Genomic DNA, 20732 nt, shown 5'->3' with positions numbered 1-20732 from the left:
CAAGAACTTTATCTCCTAAAGCAAGAAAAAGATCTGGCTAAAAATCTCCACAAGCGCTATTATTTCTTAGGAAGAACTTTGTTTATCACTCTCTCCTTAAGGAAAAAGTAAGTGCAAGCAGGAAAGGTAGTAAGAACGTCGAAAGTACCATTTAGGACAATTAACCACTATTAGCTACAAATGGACTCGATGCCTTAACCTTCTCTTTTCCGCTTGCCACATACATAGCAAATATTAAGTATACCCTTTTAACTTCCTCATTCCCAATAACCGTCCTAGTGGCCAGCAATGACAGAACTATACAACAGAAAAGGGGGTGCCTGCCGGCTTTCTCCTGTTGTTACCAACGAGATGAGAACGGCAAAAGAGAAGTTTATGGAAGAAAAAATTGTAGTTACCGGGGGAAAACCCCTGCAAGGAAAAATAAAAGTCAGCAATGCCAAAAATGCCGTCCTTCCCATCTTAATCGCATCTCTTCTAGGCGACGGTGAATCGAAAATACTCGACGTACCCCACTTAACAGACGTGGACACAACTTGTTCAGTTCTTCAGCACTTAGGACAAGAAGTGGCTAGGCAAAATGGCCACATCATGATCCGCACTGTAGAACCGACTAGCTTCGAAGCACCTTATCAATACGTCAGGCGCATGAGAGCTTCCTTTTTACTTCTTGGACCTTTACTTGCTCGCTACGGACGAGCCAAAATACCATTGCCTGGCGGTTGCGCCATTGGCTCTAGACCTATTAACCTCCACCTCAAAGGACTAGAAGCACTAGGTGCGAAAGTCAATCTTGAGCATGGACATGTAGAAGCTAATTGCCGCCGACTAAAGGGAGCTCAGATCTACCTTGACTTTCCTTCCGTTGGCGCTACCGAAAACCTCATGATGGCCGCTTCCTTAGCCAAAGGGCAAACAATCATAGAAAATGCCGCCGAAGAACCGGAAATCGTGGACCTAGCCAACTACCTCAACGCCATGGGCGCTAGAGTAAAAGGAGCAGGCACACCGATTATCAAAATAGAAGGTGTCAAAGAACTACTGGGCACAACCCACACCCCCATACCTGATCGCATTGAAGCAGGCTCTTACATGGTCGCCGCCGCCGCTACCAAAAGTGATCTCACCATTGAAAACGTCATAGCAGAACACCTCAAACCAGTCATCTCCAAGCTAAAAGAAATGGGCGTCCAAGTAGACGAACATGAAAGTAGCCTACGCATTAGACCAGGCGAGGAAGAGCTTAAAGCAGTAGATATCAAAACACTACCATACCCCGGCTTCCCCACAGACATGCAAGCGCAAATGATGGCCCTCAACTGCATCTGCAAAGGAACTGGCGTCGTAACAGAAACAGTCTTTGAAAATCGCTTCATGCACGTAGACGAACTAAAACGCATGGGCGCAAAAATCAAAGTCGAAAGCCGCAGTGCCATCATCGAAGGCGTCAAAAACCTCTCCGGCGCACCCGTCAAAGCCACAGACCTTCGGGCAGGCGCCGCTCTAATCATCGCCGCCCTCAGCACCGAAGCCTCCACCGAAATAGGTGCTCTAGAACACATCGATCGCGGCTACGACAACATCGTAGGCAAACTACAAGAAGTAGGCGCTTCAATTGAGCGGATCGGGTAGAGACGGAGAAAAGGGCAGATATTTAGAAACCGCAGAGACGCAGAGGGCGCAGAGTTAGTAAAAAGTATAATCATAAATAAAAAAGCCAAGGGATAAAAAGAAAAAGAATCCCCTGGCTTTTTTACTATTACTTTTTGAAGGAGGATTATCATGGGAAAGAAAGGGACAATCTTGACCTCTCTCTTCTTAACAGGGACACTCCTACTGTCGCCATCAGCCTGGGCCATGAACACCGTAACCGTAACGGAAATGGTCGAAGTGAAGAGAGTAGGCGAGGAAACTTTTGATGCAGAAGCCATTTACGTGGAAGCATTTGAGGAACCCTTTGATGGAGAATGACCAAGCACAAGAGGAGCTTCTTCTTATTTACATGCCCATTCAAAGTACTTTCATCGATGCCACCACAGGACAATCGGCCTTAGAGGATATTCTTCCACAGCTACAAGAACGCTACCAAGAAGAGATTATTCAACTTACTGGACAAGAGGAAGGTTACTATATTCACTCTGAAGAAGAAGCAAAGCAATTTGTGCGAGAAATTCTTGGCGTTGACTTAAGTAAATTCGAAGAAGTAGAAGTACATAGTCGTAATCACTTTTACCTTCAAGGCACAAGCGAAGGCCTAATAACACAGAATTACTTCTGGCAGGGCAAAGAAATCAGAAATCTAGACGATGAAGCATCTTTAAGTAATGAAGCATCCTTGAGCAATGAAGTAAACTTTTTCCCTCATCTTTCAGTAGAAGTTTGTGCAGATACAGGCAAACTACAGGGCTTTCAAATGGAAAATAGAGCTCCTAATAAAGCTTCGGAACAGGCTATCGAAAAGGAAAGTAAAAAGAAAACAGAAGCAGTAACAGGAAAAGAAACTGAAACAGCAGAAGTAGCAGAACATACAACAAGAACAGAAAAAACTAAGCTGTTAGAAAAAGCAATCTCCTTTTTAGAAAAGCAGTTACCTGAAGGCACTACCACATGGAACTTGACAATCATAGAAAATGAAAAGTACCTAGAACAACTACCTGAATGGATAGACAAGGAAAAAATAGAACAAAACCTCGCCCACCAACAGAATATCTACATAAATATTTCCTACATCCATGAAGGCATACCTTATCCACAGCGCTCTTACTCTATAACATTTGATCCTGAGACAGGCCAAATGATTAGCTTCTATGGCAACCCCTTAAACTATGCAAGCCTAGAATTTGCAACAAAGCAAGGCATCATTTCAGCAGAAGAAGCCAAGAAGATATACTTAGATGCCAACAAGCCCGAACTCGCTTATATCTGGCAAGAATACTTCGGTCAAAAAGCACCAGCACCACAACTAATCTTCATGCCGAATCAATTCAACGCCAATAAGACTCTTATCAATGCCCATACTGGTCAATTCATGGAGTAGAGACTAATAATATGTAGAAGCTAAAAAAATATAAAAAAGCCAAGGGATCACGTCATGATATGCTCCCCTTATGGTAGACAGTTTAAAAAATTGTCTACCATAAGGAGGAGTTTTTTTTATTAGAAACCTCTGCGCCCTCAAAGCTCTGCGGTCATATTAGCAAAATCTAAAGCATATATTTTTTATGACCAAGACTGACAAGGGGGTACGTAAATGCCGCCAATACCTAACAGGCTGAAGCCTTTCCTCTGGGGAGGGCTGGCCTTTTTTTTGATCCTGATCATGATTCTTGGCATCCCTTGGATGGTTCTTAACTTGCACCCACAACAGGGGAGCACAGAAGATGGGGAAGAAGAGATGCCCATGCGTAGAAGCTTAGGCCCAGGAGAACCGATGGTGACCATTCACGTCTCAGCCGATGAAATCGTAACCTTACCTATGGAAGAATACCTCATTGGAGTCATAGCAGGTGAAATCTCACCGCGCAACGACATGGAAGCGCTCAAAGCAATGGCCGTAGCGGCACGTACCTTTTCCTGGGATCGCATGGAACGAGGTATCGACCTTTGCGCCACCGTACATTGCCAAGTCTGGCTTTCACCAGAACAGCGCTTAGAACGCTGGGGAGACCAAACAGCAGAATACACAGCACGCATCGCCTCTGCTGTTGACGCTACCACAGGTCAACTAATTACTTACGAAGGTCACGTAATACAAGCGACCTACCACGGCTCTTGTGGCGGTCACACCGAAGAAGCCAAAAACGTTTGGGGCTGGGACATCCCGTATCTACAAAGCGTAGCCTGCATCGAAGAACCATCAACACGCGAACAGCGCTTCACCTATGACGAACTAGATAGCCGCTTAGGCACATCCCTAGCAACCATGAGCCCTCATAACCGCACCGAAGCCATCTCAGTACTAGCCACCACCAATACAGGCAGAGCCCAAAGCATCCGTATTGGCAACGAAGAAATAGCTGGCACCAACTTCCGAAGCATCCTAGGCCTGTCATCAACGAACGTAGAACTAGACTGGCAAGACAATGAACTCCTCATCAAAACAGTAGGCAACGGTCACGCCGTAGGCATGTGCCAAACCGGCGCCGCCCTCATGGCCCAAGAAGGCCACAGCTACCAAGAAATCCTCCAGCACTACTACCAAAACACAACAATAACCAAAGCCTATTAAAAAAAATTAGTAATGACTGGCAAGCCCATGCCAGTCGTTCTTTTTTCCCCTCGACCTAAATATACTCTAATGACTCAGGGCGAGGGAGGGCCGGGCATGCAAGATTATATAAGAAAGCGCGTGTTAGAAGTTTCTCAATATATAATGGAAGCTACCGCAACGGTGCGCCAAACGGCGTCCGTATTCGGAGTTAGCAAAAGCACGATTCACAAAGACGTCACTGAACGCCTTCCGTTGATCAACCCCCAGTTAGCCCAAGAGGTCAAAGTGGTCCTCGAAAAAAACAAGCTAGAGAGACATATTCGTGGCGGAGAAGCCACGAGGAAAAAATATCAAGAAGCATAGAAGAAATGACAACCTTCCATAAAGTACAAAAAAATCGTATAATAAATAGAAAGAATACTTAAGGTAAAGTCAGCGCCGAAAGGCATCAGAAGGGCTTTGCCATTTTTGTGTTTTGAACTTCTCACACCTTTCCCCGCCTTTTTACTTGGATCATTGGAATCGACAGGTTATACTGTAAATAGAATGAAAACAGAGTAAAATAGAATCGAAACATGATAAGTAATGAAGCAATAGTCCGAGAAACGAAAGAAAAAAGCATAACAAATGTAAATACTAGGGGGACAAGCTTGTGTTTGGCTTTAGTGAAGATATTGGCATAGATTTAGGCACCGCCAGTGTGCTTGTATTCGTCAAAGGAAAAGGCATCGTACTTATGGAACCATCAGTCGTCGCCATTAACAAAGACACCGGTTCCATCATCGCCGTAGGTGAAGAAGCAAGACGCATGCTTGGACGTACTCCCGGCAACATCGTAGCCATCAGACCCCTGCGAGACGGCGTTATTGCCGACTATGATGTCACAGAGCGCATGCTCCGCTACTTTATTACCAAAGCCTGTGGCAAATCATTCTTTTTCAAACCTCGCGTCATGGTCTGCATCCCCTCCGGCGTAACAGGCGTTGAAGAACGTGCAGTACGTCAGGCCGCTTTACAAGCCGGTGCACGCCAAGCCTACCTAATTGAAGAACCCCTTGCCGCCGCTTTAGGTGCTGGCTTAGACATTGCCGAAGCCAACGGCTCTATGGTCGTAGACATAGGTGGTGGCACTACCGATATTGCCGTCCTCTCCTTAGGCGGCATCGTCTGCTCCAAATCCCTGCGCGTCGGTGGCGACAAATTTGACGAATCCATCGTACGCTACATTCGCAAAGAACATTCCCTCATGATTGGCGAAAGAACAGCAGAAGAACTAAAAATAAAAATCGGCACAGCCTACCCATCCGGTCGCCGTGGCGAAGAATACGCTGAGATCCGAGGCCGTGACCTCGTCTCTGGCCTACCCAAAACAGTAAAAGTATCTTCCTTAGAAGCTTACACAGCTATGCAAGAGAACATTGAATCAGTCGTCAGTGGTGTCAAAGAAGTCCTAGAACGCACACCACCGGAACTTTCTGCCGATATAATGAACAAAGGTATCGTCATGACTGGCGGCGGCGCTCTTTTAGAAGGACTTGACACACTAATAGCACGGGAAACGAAACTTCCAGTGCATATAGCCGAAGATGCCGTTTCTAGCGTTGCTTTAGGAACAGGCTTAGCCCTAGGTATGCTAAACTACCTGCAGAAGAACACAATTTTGACTAAAAAGGTTATGTAGCTTTAAGTAAGAAGGTTATGTAACTTTAAGGCCAGTTATCTTTTGCTTCTGTCATCAATTGTTTTGCTTAAAAAAAAGAGAAGCAGGGACTATGGGTAAAGCAAAAACATTGTGATGAGGAAGGTGACCTATCTTGACCCCTAAGAAAAGCAGAGTTCGTAAAGCCATCATCCCTGCCGCAGGGTTAGGTACTCGTTTTTTACCAGCCACGAAAGCGCAACCGAAAGAAATGATGCCCATTATCGACAAGCCGACGATTCAATTTATTATTGAAGAAGCTATCGATGCAGGCATTGAAGATATCTTAATCGTCACAGGTCGTAACAAAAGACCAATTGAAGATCACTTTGATCGCTCCATCGAGCTAGAAACGTTCCTTGAGCAAAGAGGTAAAAAGACACTGCTCGATACAGTTCGCCACATCGGTGACCTCGTCGATATCCACTACGTGCGCCAAAAAGAACCTCTCGGACTAGGACACGCCATCTACTGCGCTCGCACTTTTATCGGTGACGAGCCCTTTGCAGTGCTCCTCGGTGACGACGTCATCAGAGGACCAAAACCTTGCATCGGCCAACTTATCGAAGCCTACCAAGAAGTAAAAAGCACCATCGTAGGTGTCCAACCAATACCTGCAGAGCACAGCGACCGCTACGGTATCATCGCCCCAGCTCAAGAAGTTAAGCAACACCTCTGGCAACTTAACTCCATCGTCGAAAAACCAGCACCAGACCAAGCTCCCTCTAACCTTGCCGTCATGGGCCGCTACGTCATTGACCCAGAAATCTTTGACGTACTCGAAAGCCTTCCCCCAGGCAAAGGTGGGGAAATCCAACTAACCGATGCCCTACAAGCCCTACATACAGAACGACAAAAAGACCTCTACGCCTTACAATTCCAAGGCTGTCGTTACGACGTAGGTGATCGCATGGGATACCTCAAAGCTACCGTAGACTTTGCCCTCCGCAGAGAGGACCTAGCTGAAGAATTCAAAGCATACCTACAAGACGTACTTGCTGGGAAGACCTGCAAAGAATAGCCCTCTTGCCATAAATTAACTACGTAAAAAGCCTAAAGTTTCTTTAGGCTTTTTACGATATTTCCATATGAAGACTATTGTCACGCCCTGCAATTCATCTTTAGAAGTTCATTCATACATATTAACCTATGAAGACAACAAGTAAGCATACTCCAGTACCTACATTAAAGAACTAGCCTGTTCAATGCACAGCAAAAAACACCGAGAGGCCGGAGAACATTTTCCGGAGAGAGGGCTTGGCGACCTCAGCCGTCGACAGCTCTGCTGTCGAAACGGCGTGGGAGACGCCCGTTCGCAGGAAACTGTTCTCCGGCCTCCAGATGTAGCCCCAAAACCAAGGGAGGCGAAACCAAAATGATCCGAGGCCTTTACACATCAGCCTCAGGCATGCTCGTTCAACAACATAACCAAGACGTTACAGCTAACAACTTAGCTAACGTTAACACTAACGCCTTCAAAAAAGACCAAGCTGTCTTCCAAGCTTTCCCCGACATGCTTCTCTCACGAATTAACGATATCAGCCCTGCTGTTCCAGGCCCTTCAGCAGGCCCTGTCAATCCTGCAGGACGGCCAGTGCTCCTAGGTAGACTAGGCACAGGTGCTACTCTTGATGAGATCAGCACTAACTTTACAGCCGGCATGGTCACCATTACAGACACACCGACCGATCTAGCCATTGTCGGAGAAGGCTTTTTTGTCGTTGATACACCAGAAGGTGAACGCTATACAAGAAACGGTCACTTCACCTTCCGCAATGACGGTACTCTGACTACACAAGAAGGCTATGAAGTGCAAGGGCAAAACGGTAGTGTCGTCATCCCTGTAGGTAGCGACTACACTATCGACACAGAAGGACGCATCCTTGTAGAAGGAGCACAACTCGACAGCCTTCGTTTTATTACATACAATGACCCCGTCGGACCTGAAAATGCCGCCGCAGGCATCCAAGCCGGTCCTCTCGAAGTCGGTCAACCACCAGCCCTGCTCAAAATGGGCGACAGCCTCTATAGAATCAACGAAGCCGAAGGCGCACCAGCCATTCGAGAAATGGAAATTGGAGAAGTTCAAGTGCGCATAGGAGCTCTAGAACGGTCTAACGTCAACGTAATACAAGAAATGGTCCAGATGATCAGCGCCTCCCGAGCCTACGAAGCTAATCAGAAAAGCATCCAAGCCCAAGACGGCACTCTAGACAAAGCCGTTAACGAACTAGGCAGGGCCTAAACCGAAAAAAACTAAGAGGTGAAAGCCATGATCCGCGCCCTCTACTCCGCCTCGACAGGCATGAAAGCCCAACAATTAAACATTGACACCATCGCCAACAACTTAGCTAACGTCAACACCTTCGGCTACAAAAAAAGCCGTGCTGAATTCCAAGACCTACTCTATCAAAACTTACGCACTGCCACCATGCAAAACCCCACAGGCATGCAAGTTGGTATGGGCGTCAAACCTAGCTCCATCACCACTATTACAACTAACGGCAACTTAATTCAAACAGAAAACCCCACTGACATCGCCATCATGGGCCAAGGCTACTTCCAGCTCGTCAACCCCATGAACGACGCTGTACCTTACTACACTCGTGATGGCAGTTTCAAGCTTGATGTAGAAGGCAACCTTGTCACCGCCGACGGTTACATCCTCGATGGCATAGCGCCCCTACCAGAAGGCGCTTACGACATTAACATCACCGCCGAAGGCATGGTTACCTTCCGCGATGCTGACGGTGATGGAGAACTAGCAGAAGCAGGACAAATCCCGCTATTCATGTTCAATAACCCTGCAGGATTAACCAAAGCCGGCCGCAACCTCCTACTTGCTTCTGAAGCATCGGGCGAAGCAGTGGAAGGCTTCCCTGGCGAACAAGGACGTGGCACTTTAGCCCAGAGCTTCCTGGAGTCTTCCAACGTACAAGTAGTAGAAGAAATGGTCGCCATGATCACCGCCCAAAGAGCCTACGAAGTAAACACCAAAACGATTCAAACGTCCGACGAAATGCTCTCCCAAGCTAATACGTTGAAGAGGTAAGATAGGAAAAAGCAGGATTATCCTTCTGCCAAGTCGAATAAGATCGACATATAACTAGGAGGGAGGAATCCGTCATTATGAACACAGATAAGGCAGTCAAGGCACAGGTTGCATCAACATCAGCCTCATTCAAAAAACAAGGTTTCAAGCACGGCATCATGGCCCTCAGCGTTGCAATATTATTCATGCTATCTGCCATATTTCTCCCTATGGGAATTTTAACAGCAGAAGCATCTCCCCAAGGATACAAGATGGAATGGGTTCACGGCATCGGATCAGAAACAGAAATGCAACAGATTCACGATACTGTAGAAGCCTACATAAGAAATAACAGCACTTTACGAGGCTACGCAGGCATGACCATGCTCGGTTACGGCGGATACCGCGACAGAATAGAAGAAGGCGAAGACGAGAAAGACATGGCCAAACGTCGCGACTCTAATCGAGCCCTTTACGGTGTGCACTTCATCAGTGGAGTTAACACCACTGAACCCTTACAAGTAAGCTCATTGGAAAGCTCTCAAGGTAGAGTATCCTTCGGAGAAATTACACCAGGCTACCGCATTGTTCATAGCACCATCTTTCAACTGCGAAAAGAAGGTTTTCCAGAGACTCGTTGGGTAGTTGAATCAACCTATCCCAATCAACCCTCATTCTTTCGTATAGGCTTTTTAACAAACGAATATGTAGCTGATCGAGTAAACTACGCAACTCTCATCGACCCACGCCAAAATCGCTCTGCCAAAATCGCAGAACCAGTAGCTGGGTTTGAAGCAAATATTCCGCATTTTTCAGTTGACCGCATCATCTCATTGCGATTAAATCGCTTAGACATGAATGAATTGGTGACCCGTGGAAACAGAGAGGCCATACCCGTAGCTGGTGTACGCTTGGTAACGAACCGTGATCCCCGTTACAGCAGTAGTTCGCCATTTACAAGACCCATAACTATTAGCTTTCAAGCTCCCAAAGGTATGGCAGAACCAACCATCGGCTACTGGGATGAAAAAGAGAAAAGCTGGATTCCCTTAGTAGGTGAAATCGTAGAAAAAAATAACCAGCGGTACATTGAAAGTGAAGTTAAAGTAATAGGCGACTTTGCGCTTTTCCCTAATCTATTTGCAGATCCCGTAAAAGAACCAGGCAAAAAACCATCTGTCTTCGAAAGCTTTGAACAGATTCGTTCTGTCACCCTTAACGGTCGCTCCATCAATTTTGAAGGCGATGCCAAGCCCTATTTAGAAGACAACCGAGTTATGGTGCCTTTACGACCTATCGCTGAGGCACTAGGAGCTACCGTTCGTTGGACCGACGAAGAGCGCAAAGTAGAAATATACCGAGGTGGCCACCAGATTGGCTTTTGGATCGGACAAAAACGTGTCATCACCAATGGACCTATGATAGAAGTAGATGTCCCAGCTCGTGTTATTGAAGATCACACAGTAGTGCCCCTGCGTTTTCTTGCTCAAGCTCTAGATATTAACGTCACCTGGGATCCACTCAATAAAATTGTTGACGTAAGACCAAGAAATCGTTAAAACACTAAAATAGCATCGCGCAAAAAGACCCTTTTTCTCCTTACAAAGAAAAAGGGTCTTTCTATCACAATAATAATATCCAAATGCAAGCAAAAAAGCAAAGTAACTACAAAGACAGGAATCTATAGGACAAGATGCAGGAACTACCTAAGCAGATGGCGAACCCATAAATAAAACCTAGGAGCAGGCTTTTCTTTAAGTAATTGGAAGCCAGGGACTTAAGAGCAAAGTTGAAATTTAAGGTTAATTGTACTTTAATTACGGAAAACGAGGTGCCGCCGTGAGTGAAAATAGTAAAAAAAGAAAGATAATAATATCTTGGCTACTCCTCTGCTTTTTCATCATGAGTATTTTTCCTATCCATGTTTTTGCCCAAGATATCGTTGTTGAAACAATCTACTATAAAGCCCAAGACAGAGGACAACCCTTACATTTCGAATTTACTGGAACTAATCTTGACAGAGTAAACCTTACGGAGATCAAACTAGCTAGAGGCACCAATGAGTACCCTGTTTATGGTACAAGTAGAGAACCTCTAGGAGGAAACCGTTACAAAATTAAAGGCTCTGTACATATTGATACAGAAATCAATCAAGGTGTAAAACTAGATCTTGTTTTGGGGCAAACAATCACCGTTCCCAACGCTTTTCACTACCAATTTGCCAACGTTCGTAACACTCACTTTACGCCATCTTATGCCAAGCCCAACGAACGTCAGAAAATTGACATCATCGCTAATGATTTTATAGATATTGATGGACATGAATCAATAGAGCGAAAAGTAATACTAACAACAGCAGATAACCACACTTACACATATATTGTTGAGCCAAATGGACAAAATCAACTAGAAACTAACCTACAAGAAAACCCAAGTAAAGCTTTCTACTGGAGAGACCCCCAGGGCGTATATCGAGTATCTCTTTTAAGCCCCAGTCTACCTCAAGGTAATAACAACATCATGACCATATTCTTAGAAAGAGAGATGCACTATGGTACTCAAACAAAAACAATAATTGAAGAAAGAACTACTGTACCAGGAGAATTTTACATATACAACCCTGAAGGCTCTGTACCTGTGATTAAAAACGTGAAAGCGCAACCACTATTAGGCTTAGGTATAGAACAAGAAATCAACGTACAATCAAGCAATCAAATTGAAGTGATTGTAACAGGTGAAAACTTAGTAGAGAATGCTGGAGATTCTGTAATACTCCTTATCAAAGGAAGACAAATTGGCTCTATTTCAACTCAAGCAAACCCAACTACCCCAACAGAAGTGAAATTTGGTATTCCTCCTAACCTGAATTTAGCGGTAGGTTATGAAATCGTAGATGCTACTATTTTGCGTAGCGATGGCGCTCTATCAGATCCATTTCGCATTACCTTATGGGCCGATCCCTACCACCGCTACCGTAACACCTTAGAAGTTGTACCAGAAGTAGGATCTGGCATTGAACCAGACGAGGAAAATGGCGAATCCTTTTTCTGGTTAGCATCAGGACAAAAGCAAAGATTCAAAATCGAAGCCAAAGATAGAACAGGTTTTACAGGTGCTAACCAAGTCTTTGCTGATCTAGCAGAAGATTGGGATCCCCTTACCAAGTCATTTAAGACAGAAGCTCTAAGAGATCAAGTCACAGTTGCTATAGGTGCGAAGAGATTAACCATCCTCAACGTCACACCAGTAAGCATAGAAGTTGAAACACCTAGTGATTTAACAGTCACCAACGTACTTGAATCTATAATCATTAGTTCTCCTTGGGGACGAAGCCCTGTTGACCAAAGAATTAAAGTCTACAGCCCTTACAGCGATGTAGACATTGTAGCAGTAGAACCAGCATCGCGCACAGTTCTAAGGACAGTAGATCAATTTGACTTAGAAGTAAAAGCAAGAAACATGGGACCTAATAGCACAGTCCGCTTAGAAAGAACTGTTAATGGAACATTAGAAACTTTAGAACCTGTTAACGTCAATTACAGAACAGGAGAACATAACGGAGAAAACGTTGGCATCATCCGAGCACGCTTTACAGCAGAAGGTAATAACTTTCAACAAGCTCCTTCTGACTGGAATCTTGTAGTAATTACAGGAACAGGCGAAGTTGCTCTACGCAATGTCGACGAATTCAAAGTAGAAAAAGTAGCCGAAACAATAGATGGTACAACAGTAGATAAATTCGTAATAACAGGTGGTTTTCGCTTTTTAAGCACACCCCATTTTCCAGCTTTACACCAGCCAGGCCAACCAATTGTAGTAGGTTCTGACTACCTTAATAGATTAAAAACTACAGTTGTTACTCCTTACGAAGAACCAGACAAACCAATCAGTCATCATGGTGGCCACATCATCACCCTCACCTCAGCTCAGGACTTCTTTCAGTTCTGGCTTCAAGAAAACAACTCTCGAACTCTCTATCATCCCCAGGTCTTTATCCAATGGGAACAAGATGACGGGACAAGTAGACTAGTACCCTCTACAGAAGTCTTTTTAGAAGAACCTAACGATCCAATTCGAGACGGACAACTAGCCAACCAGAAACTGCATTTTCGCTTACCCAATCTCTCGCAAAGTGGCAGTTTGCCTAGTGATGGATGGGTCAACATCAAAGTTATCAACGTAGATAATCAAGAAGTTATCATTCCCCGAGCCTTAAGAATAAAAAGTGACTCTCCCATTATCATGCCGCCAGATCTTCAGATCACCCCTACACAAGTACCTGACGTTGATGGACGCATGGTAAGCATAAGCAATGGTGAGGGATTTAGCGACGTCACCAAAGTTTTTATGGGTTTTCACTCTTCTGAACAATTGTTTGTTAATCAACATGATGAGTCTATGCTCTTTTTCACAACGACCAAACAAACTTATCGTGATGATGAATACAACACCAATGGACAACGCTATCCTCGTACCAAACCAGTAACACTAATCTTTGCTGACGGCAGAGCCTATTACAACTGGGGAGTACCATCACCACTTGCTCTGACCTTTATTGAACAAAGATATACTCAACCTACTATAGATCAGATTCTTCCTGCCTACGGACCATACAACACAGATGACAAGCCTATCATCTTCGTCAAAGGTAATAACTTCCTATCTCCTGGAGATGGCTCAGCAGGTAGCGCTAGAGAGCTAGAAGAAATCTGGCTCAATAACAAACAAGTCTGGCCACCTACTAGTGAAAATGGCTTGAATCAAAACGACAAACCACAAGTCTATCGCCTAACAACGAATGGAGTCACTAGTGAATATATCGCCTTTACCTTACCTCGTATCAAATTCGACACTAGCAATGCCGAGATAGAGCGACAACTGCGGACTGATATGACTCTGTTCCTAGTCTTTAATGACGAGACAGCTCACAAAGAAAGAGCCTTCACCCTTTACAAGAACGATGACCGTCTGCGACTAGAAAGAATGGCTCCTCTTACAGGACCAGAAGGCTTTTCCATGCCCATCTCTATCGAAGGCGCAGGATTTAGAGCAGAAGGCCGCCTGCCAGAAGTCTATATCGGTGGACTACCTGCTTTAGACATAACCGTATCAGAAAATGGTCAAGTACTTTCTTTTAGAACACCACCGTTACAACGTGGTGAATACAAAATCACCATTGCCAACCCCATAACCAAAGATGTCTTAACCTTCCCGACTCCCTATAGAGTACTAGCAGGTCAAGATACAGGAGACCCCCAGATCACAAGAGTACTAATTGATGGACAAGAAAGTCCCCCCACAGTGCTACGCTCTACTGGTGGACAGCGCATTCGCATAGAAGGTGTACAATTTGTCGTCAATGACGATCCTCGTCAATTACCAGAAATATATCTTCAAAACGTTCTGATCGAAGAAGAATACCTAATCACAAAATCAGCTGATGAAGTATTCCAAACTGGTGTAATTGAATTTTACGCACCACCTTTAGACGTATCGCGAATTGATCGAGTTACAGAAGCAACTTTATTAATAATTCGCAAAGCCGATGCTCGCAGTGTTACTCGTACCCTTCCCTTAGTCACATCCTTACCTAACATCCTATCGGTAGCACCACCAGGGATCAAAGTAGACAACCCGGGGAGAACCGAAAGCGTCTATATTTATGGAACAGATCTCTTCCCTGGTATGACAGCAAGTTTTTATGACAACAACAACAACCTCATCGTGCGAGTTCCTAGAGAAAGAGTTGTCACTCAGACTATTAACAGTGAAGGCCGACCGAACCAAGCTGTTTTTGAAGTAATCTTTAGCCCCGAAGATATGGCCAGATTTCTAGGAGCTTATAACCCCAATCCAGCTCGCAACAAACTGAATTTAATCATTGAGAACCCAGATGGCAATAAAGCGGAAAGACGAGAAGCTTTCACCTTAATCAGGGAAGGCCCTGTACCTGAAATTATTGCTATCTCAGCAGAGCACCCGAACCAATATGTTGATGCCGATCGCTCATCAGCAATCGGTGGAGCTGAAGTTAATATCCGCGTTAGGAATCTAGTGCCTCAGTATTACGAAGATCAAGATTTTTGGCCTCTCTTTTTCTTTGGTGGTGTCCCTGCAGAGACATTAGGTTATGAAAAAGATAACAATACGATCGGGGAAGCTATCTGGCGCGTCCGTGTGCCAGCCTACCCCTGGCCTGATGAGCTTATCGGTACGGGCATTTCAGAACTGCCTGTTGATGTTATGGTTGTCAATAGCACCTATTTAACTAGCAGTACAAAAGCAAACGCCTTCACCTACCTACACTCCTATAAGAGAATTGATCTTGTAGAGATGAGGCCTAGACAGTATCAATATCGCCAGGGAGAAGAAATGGAAGCAATAATATTTGCTCGACCTGGTCGAACTAGTGACGTCTCAGAAGGATTTATCAAAATAGGCAATCGCTATCCTGAAGTCTACTTTGGTAATCAAAGAGCTACCGTTATTGACAAAGATCCCGATGCACCTTGGCCAAGAACAGAACTGACCGTCATTGTGCCTCCTGGTAGAGCAGGTGTTGTTGATGTTCGAGTACTTAACCCTGATGGTTCAGAAGGCATATTGCGACAATACTTCACTTATGTACAATCTAATCCTACAATTCAAATGATTGTCCCCTGTGGTGTTGATGTAGAAGATCAAGAACAAGGAATCGACAAGTACATCTACATCCATGGTACAGATTTCTTCCCTGGCTTTACTGTGCGTTTTGGTGATGAGGACTTTGACATAATGGTGCCAGGGAGAAGTAGATACGATGTTACTGAAGAGTTTAATCAACCTGGAGGAGGCGGCATCGAAAGAGTTACTTTTGATGAAGCTACGGGAAAATGGATCGTAAAAGTAAAAGTACCACCTTTACAAGATCTCTTCGCAACTCGTGACCGACTATCAGACAGCAAATACATTCCTGTACGAATCATCAACCCTGACGGAAGTATAGCTGTTTCTCCTAAAGAGCTAAGACTTTTTTCAGGTGAAGAAGCACCACAGATTATCTCTGTTGAACCTCCGAGAGCTTTTGCCACAGGTGGAGAAACGGTCTTAATCACAGTCACTAACCTTGAGTTAGACTACAGAGACAAGCGCAATTGGCCTTCCTTTGCTTTTGGTGGCATTCCTGTAAGTCCAAATACAAGCAATCCCACCAACATTAACTACCCTGTCGATCCGACAGTAAACGACAGTAACGAACCAATTCGCTTAATCAAAGCAGGGGAATCAAGAAGCGACGAATGGATCTGGGCTGTACGAGTCCCACCCTATCCACTTCCTAATGATGTGGACGATCTTCTTGTGGACGTGCATATCATCACGCCAGACTGTGTAAGCGGCTTAAAAGCTGACTACTTCACCTACCTTAGAAGTGCTCGCCAAATCGATCTCATTGACATTAACCCCACGAGTTCACCTACAGCAGGTGGCATTACAGCCATAATCAGAGCAAACTTCACACCACGAATTGATGCTAACAACCCAGGTTCTCCAGGCTTTATAGAAATTAATGGCCAACTACCTACCGTTTTCTTTGGCAGTGAAGAAGCTGTTGTTACTAACGTCACTAGGACTGAACTAACAGTAATCGTGCCTCCTCATGCTATTGGCACAGTCGATATCAAAGTTATTAACCCTGATGGTAGAACTTATGGCATATTAACAAATGCCTTTACCTATGCTGACATGCCTCACATTCAATCGGTAATACCAAGCAGTGGACCACAAGCAGGTGGCATACCAATTGTTATTCGCGGAAGCGGCTTCATGCCGAACATAACCGTAACTTTTGGCGGCACTACAGCAGAAATTGTTTCCGTAACCTCAACAGAGATCGTAGTCATCTTACCGCCTGGTCCTACCATCCCCGATAACGACATTCGCATTACCGTTCTTATTATCGTTACCAACCCCGATGGGCAATCCTTTACCTATGAGCCAGGATTTACTTATTACAGCGATGGTGGTCTACCAGAAGATCCACCAGAGATTCTAACCAAAGTCATAGACCGCCACACCATTAGAATCACCTGGCCGCAAGTCAACATGGCTCAAGCTTATGAGATCGAAGTCTCTGAAGGCGATAGAGGCAACTTCCGACTCTACGAAGTCCTTCCCGCAACCAGTGTGCAACAAGGTGAGCCTTACATTCTCGTTCGGGGACTCCAACCAGAGACACGCTACTGGTTCCGCGTCCGAGCTATCTCTTCCGCTGGACCAGGCCCTTATTCAGAAGCTGTTTCCGCTACCACATCAGATGAAAGAGGCTGGGATGGCTTTACAGTCCCTGAAATCGAATACGTAATTATCCCTGACGGCCTTAAAATGCTCATCCGCAAAGGAAATTTAGAAAACCACCTCGATTTACGGCAAAACAACATGGGTGCCGCCCGCACGAAAGCAGTCTCCTTTAGCCCCGATGCCCAAGGCTTTTCCACACCACTACTTATTGACAGCGGCAACTGGAAAGCACTCCTACCACCACTAGCCCTATCATCAAACGGCAGTCACATGATGGACAGTTACGCCACTCTCCAAGTAGGACCTGTCTCTGATAGAGAAGCCGAAAGAATCGTACTAGCTAACCGCAACCGCAGACCTCTATCACCTATCTACGAAGTAAAAATAAGCTACGACAAAGGTACAGAAACCTTTACCCCTGCTACGTACCGTCAACCAATCACCCTTACTCTCAACTACAACAACAGCACCATACAAGGCCAAAACCGCCGCCCCAGCCTCTACTGGTACGACGGCCAAAGTCGCAACTGGATCAGAGTAGAAAGCTACTCCGACCCCCTAGCCACCTCAGCCGCGATCAACAGAGCAGGCTATTACGCTGTCTTTGCTGATTAAATCATAAAGAACTAAAGGGTAAACCACAGAAGAAAAAAGGTCTTTCTAATCTCTGTGGTTTACCCCTTTAACTAATTAACCTCCACATAGGCCTATTAATTAATCTGCAACCTCTCACGTCCCAATCTTAAAACTAGGCATAAAAGGGGTGGTGCGCCCATGATAGATGTACATAATTACAAAAAATACATAAGTAAAAAAATAATAATTTGTGTCCTCAGTGCCTCTGTAATTTTCCCCGTTCCTAATTCAGCTCAAGCTGTAATTTTACCGCCAGAGATTGAAGGAGTTCCTTACTACCAGAATCTAATACTCAATGGTAGCTACACCGACGCGACAGGCCATTGGGCACAAGAAGCCCTCTACATAGCTGGTATACATAACTTGCTTCGAGCCGACCAAGGACAGATCCGTCCCGACGGACCTCTCACACGTCGTGACGCTCTCCTTGCCTTAGCCAACATGAACGGCTGGATGGAAGAAGTTCAGAGAGAAGAAGCAAGGAATAACCCCAACCGACCTGATCCTCTTATCACCTGGACACCCCGTCTGATAGAGACAGCCACCAACAAAGGGTTATTCGAAGGACAAGAAGAGGTGGGACGCTTTGGCCCACAAACACCTTACTGGAACGAAGCAATCACCAGAGAACAGATGGCCATCTGGACAGCTCGCTCTCTACAAATAGAACCGGTCTTCGGAGCTACACAAACTAAAGTCTATAGCTTTGATGACTGGAAAAGTCTCAACGCCAACACCTTGCCCTGGATGGAAGGGGCATTACAACAAGGTTTACTCAATGGTTCTTCTCAAAACGGTCGTCTTCTACTTAATCCTACAAGACCTATGACTCGTGCCGAAGGCGCTTTTTTACTCAAAAACAGCCTGCCTAAGGCTCTAGCTAATCAGGGGCGCTCTGTTTTTGTTGCTTCTATTTATGATATTGACCAAGTTGGCGCAGGCCCAGGTGGTACACCAGTTCGGCGCATTCACATAGCTGGACCGCAAGGAGAAAAAAGATCCATCCTACTAACAGGCCCTTACAGTGGCAATCCTTGGGGACAAGGCGTTGCCGTCTGGAAAAATGGCCCTACTGATGGCTATGCCCTCACCGTAGGAGATCAGATTGAAGTATACTCTGTCAATGCTAATCAAAGTGCCACAGCAAATGGTCTTAACCAACCAATCGCCGGTCAGCCTAGTTTACCTAGTACTTTTTCCACTCGTGATCCCCAGCAGGCCACAACAGCATCAACAGAGCCTTTGCAAATTCACTTTATCCGTGTACTAACTACAGATAGTACCTTAGAAGGCACTTTAATGGACTACGATCCTGCTTCAGGATATGTAATTGTGCAAGACCCCTGGGGTCAGCTCCGTCATGGTCACGTTGTGCCTGGGGCAACTGTTCATATCGGTGGCTTACAAAAAACAATGGATGTTGTTCCTAACGGTACTTATATTACAGCCCGCGCTGTCGGAGAGCGCATCGTTTCTCTAGAAGCTGATCTACCTGTTATGAACCCAGGGACTATTCCAGAAAACAGTAAAGTCCGAGAAGGAAGAGTACGAGCCATCGAACCTCAAGGCCTACGCTTAGTCGATCAGCATGGCCAAGAAGTTTACTACCCTTTCTCACCAGGCCTAGAAGTTCGAGTAGGGCAACAGTTTGGTAGGCTCAGTGACCTTCGTATTGGCGACCCCGTGGTCATTCGCCTTTCCGACTATCGTGGAGCAGAAATAGCTCGCATTGACATACCAACTATTAACCGCGTAGCCGAAGGTGTCTACCGTGGCACTATAGAATTTATTAATCAGATCACCAGAGTAGCAACCTTACGGAACGTACAGAAATTTAGCGGCAATCAGTGGCAGTCTCAACCAGGGCAAGTACAAGTTAGATTACAACCTAGTAGCTCCATCATGATTCATGGTCGCCCCGTAACAGCAGACTCCTTCTTACGTAATGGACGAGGTCAAGAAGTCCTCTTCAGTGCAAGTAACAACTTTGATGGTCTCCGCGCCTCGCGCTTATCGGTCATGGCTTCACCAGCATCACAGAGCTTTAACGACCGCTTTTCTGCTCTCGATATTCCAGGTGGTACTTTAAGACTGCACTTAATGCGAGACCAGATGAGCTTTGACGATGGCACTATAGTCTTACGAGATGGACGTCTTACAGACGTACGAGATCTGCAAAATGGCGACGCTATTCATATCTTTGCTGACGCTACCGCTCTTGGCTACAGAGCGGCACTTATAGTAGCTCACAAAGATGTCATGCCTATTGCACAACACTCAGACGGTCCTGTGCAAGGTTCTATAAGAGAGATCAGCAATGACGGAACAATTGAACTCTACTTCTACAGCCACATGCGTAATAACACCTGGGATAGCTTTAGTCGTCAAGATGACAAAGCCTTTATCAAACCAGCACCAGACACAGTCATCTACGACTATCGTGGTTTAGTACCAGAAAGAAACACCATTGGAGACTTCCTCACCGATGGCTTTAGTGGACGCTTTGACCACAGCTTCATCTACGCTTTTGTCCAAGATGGTCGACCTGTAGCCATCACCATGCATAACGCTTCACAAGCACCTTCCACAGATCAGCCACCACAAGAAAAAGCAACCTTAGCTAGAATCGACCAGATTAACCCAACTAACCAGAGAATCGTCATAAAAGATCTCCGTGACTGGACAGAAAACAGTCAACGCTGGGATCCCGATCCAGTAACCTTATCTCTAAATGCTCAAAAAGCAATCATCATGCGCAACCAAGAGCAGATCACCTTCGAAGACCTTCGTCCCAATGACACCATCCTAGTAATCCGCCACCCCAGAACCCACGAAGCCCACTTTATCTTCGTGCAATAACATATCCAAGGGAGGTGTCC

General features: G+C 45.4%; 12 protein-coding genes. All 12 read left to right on the top strand.

The window, feature by feature from the left end:
* The first annotated feature begins 375 nt into the window (after window positions 1-375).
* The 12 genes from murA to F9B85_RS04005 all read left to right on the top strand — a co-directional run bounded on the left by murA (window position 376) and on the right by F9B85_RS04005 (window position 20712).
* Window positions 376-1632 (top strand): UDP-N-acetylglucosamine 1-carboxyvinyltransferase, encoded by a 1257-nt coding sequence (gene murA / locus F9B85_RS04060; RefSeq protein ID WP_151619094.1) that lies wholly within the window; start codon window positions 376-378, stop codon window positions 1630-1632.
* A 150-nt stretch (window positions 1633-1782) separates the two neighbouring features.
* Window positions 1783-1971 carry a hypothetical protein gene (locus F9B85_RS04055; RefSeq protein WP_151618790.1) on the top strand — a complete coding sequence of 63 codons (189 nt, stop codon included), beginning with the start codon at window positions 1783-1785 and terminating at the stop codon, window positions 1969-1971.
* Window positions 1961-3037, top strand: coding sequence for a hypothetical protein (locus F9B85_RS04050; protein ID WP_151618788.1), 1077 nt, complete (start codon window positions 1961-1963; stop codon window positions 3035-3037). The genes F9B85_RS04055 and F9B85_RS04050 overlap by 11 nt, the downstream gene beginning before the upstream one ends.
* Before the next feature lie 213 nt (window positions 3038-3250).
* Window positions 3251-4228: a stage II sporulation protein D gene (gene spoIID, locus F9B85_RS04045; RefSeq protein WP_151618786.1), complete on the top strand. Its 978-nt coding sequence runs from the start codon at window positions 3251-3253 to the stop codon at window positions 4226-4228.
* Between the two features lie 96 nt (window positions 4229-4324).
* On the top strand, window positions 4325-4573 hold the full coding sequence (spoIIID, locus tag F9B85_RS04040; RefSeq protein ID WP_151618784.1) for a sporulation transcriptional regulator SpoIIID: 249 nt from the start codon (window positions 4325-4327) through the stop codon (window positions 4571-4573).
* A gap of 289 nt (window positions 4574-4862) precedes the next feature.
* Window positions 4863-5891 carry a rod shape-determining protein gene (gene mreB, locus F9B85_RS04035; protein ID WP_151618782.1) on the top strand — a complete coding sequence of 343 codons (1029 nt, stop codon included), beginning with the start codon at window positions 4863-4865 and terminating at the stop codon, window positions 5889-5891.
* A 133-nt stretch (window positions 5892-6024) separates the two neighbouring features.
* Entirely contained in the window at window positions 6025-6930 is a 906-nt protein-coding gene (gene galU / locus F9B85_RS04030) for a UTP--glucose-1-phosphate uridylyltransferase GalU (protein WP_151618780.1), read from the top strand.
* Window positions 6931-7284: 354 nt separating this feature from the next.
* Complete coding sequence (locus tag F9B85_RS04025) at window positions 7285-8154, top strand: flagellar hook-basal body protein (protein ID WP_151618778.1); 870 nt, start codon at window positions 7285-7287, stop codon at window positions 8152-8154.
* 27 nt (window positions 8155-8181) lie between these two features.
* Window positions 8182-8961, top strand: a complete 780-nt coding sequence (gene flgG / locus F9B85_RS04020) for a flagellar basal-body rod protein FlgG (protein WP_151618776.1) — start codon at window positions 8182-8184, stop codon at window positions 8959-8961.
* Between the two features lie 77 nt (window positions 8962-9038).
* Window positions 9039-10499: a copper amine oxidase N-terminal domain-containing protein gene (locus tag F9B85_RS04015; RefSeq protein ID WP_151618774.1), complete on the top strand. Its 1461-nt coding sequence runs from the start codon at window positions 9039-9041 to the stop codon at window positions 10497-10499.
* Window positions 10500-10779: 280 nt separating this feature from the next.
* Window positions 10780-17832 carry an IPT/TIG domain-containing protein gene (locus tag F9B85_RS04010; protein ID WP_151618772.1) on the top strand — a complete coding sequence of 2351 codons (7053 nt, stop codon included), beginning with the start codon at window positions 10780-10782 and terminating at the stop codon, window positions 17830-17832.
* Window positions 17833-17991: 159 nt separating this feature from the next.
* Window positions 17992-20712: a hypothetical protein gene (locus F9B85_RS04005; protein ID WP_151618771.1), complete on the top strand. Its 2721-nt coding sequence runs from the start codon at window positions 17992-17994 to the stop codon at window positions 20710-20712.
* Window positions 20713-20732: the final 20 nt, after the last annotated feature.

This window comes from Heliorestis acidaminivorans (assembly GCF_008933955.1).
In the GTDB taxonomy this organism is placed as follows: domain Bacteria; phylum Bacillota; class Desulfitobacteriia; order Heliobacteriales; family Heliobacteriaceae; genus Heliorestis; species Heliorestis acidaminivorans.
The sequence above is the reverse complement of the archived record's forward strand: the minus strand, read 5'-3'. Positions and strand labels throughout refer to the sequence as shown.

Bases quoted from the DNA above. Each gene is read 5' to 3' on its own strand.
- spoIID (WP_151618786.1), top strand. From the start codon at position 3,251: ATGCCGCCAATACCTAACAGGCTGAAGCCTTTCCTCTGGGGAGGGCTG.
- F9B85_RS04005 (WP_151618771.1), top strand. From the start codon at position 17,992: ATGATAGATGTACATAATTACAAAAAATACATAAGTAAAAAAATAATA.
- F9B85_RS04055 (WP_151618790.1), top strand. From the start codon at position 1,783: ATGGGAAAGAAAGGGACAATCTTGACCTCTCTCTTCTTAACAGGGACA.
- F9B85_RS04015 (WP_151618774.1), top strand. From the start codon at position 9,039: ATGAACACAGATAAGGCAGTCAAGGCACAGGTTGCATCAACATCAGCC.
- flgG (WP_151618776.1), top strand. From the start codon at position 8,182: ATGATCCGCGCCCTCTACTCCGCCTCGACAGGCATGAAAGCCCAACAA.
- F9B85_RS04050 (WP_151618788.1), top strand. From the start codon at position 1,961: ATGGAGAATGACCAAGCACAAGAGGAGCTTCTTCTTATTTACATGCCC.
- F9B85_RS04025 (WP_151618778.1), top strand. From the start codon at position 7,285: ATGATCCGAGGCCTTTACACATCAGCCTCAGGCATGCTCGTTCAACAA.
- murA (WP_151619094.1), top strand. From the start codon at position 376: ATGGAAGAAAAAATTGTAGTTACCGGGGGAAAACCCCTGCAAGGAAAA.
- spoIIID (WP_151618784.1), top strand. From the start codon at position 4,325: ATGCAAGATTATATAAGAAAGCGCGTGTTAGAAGTTTCTCAATATATA.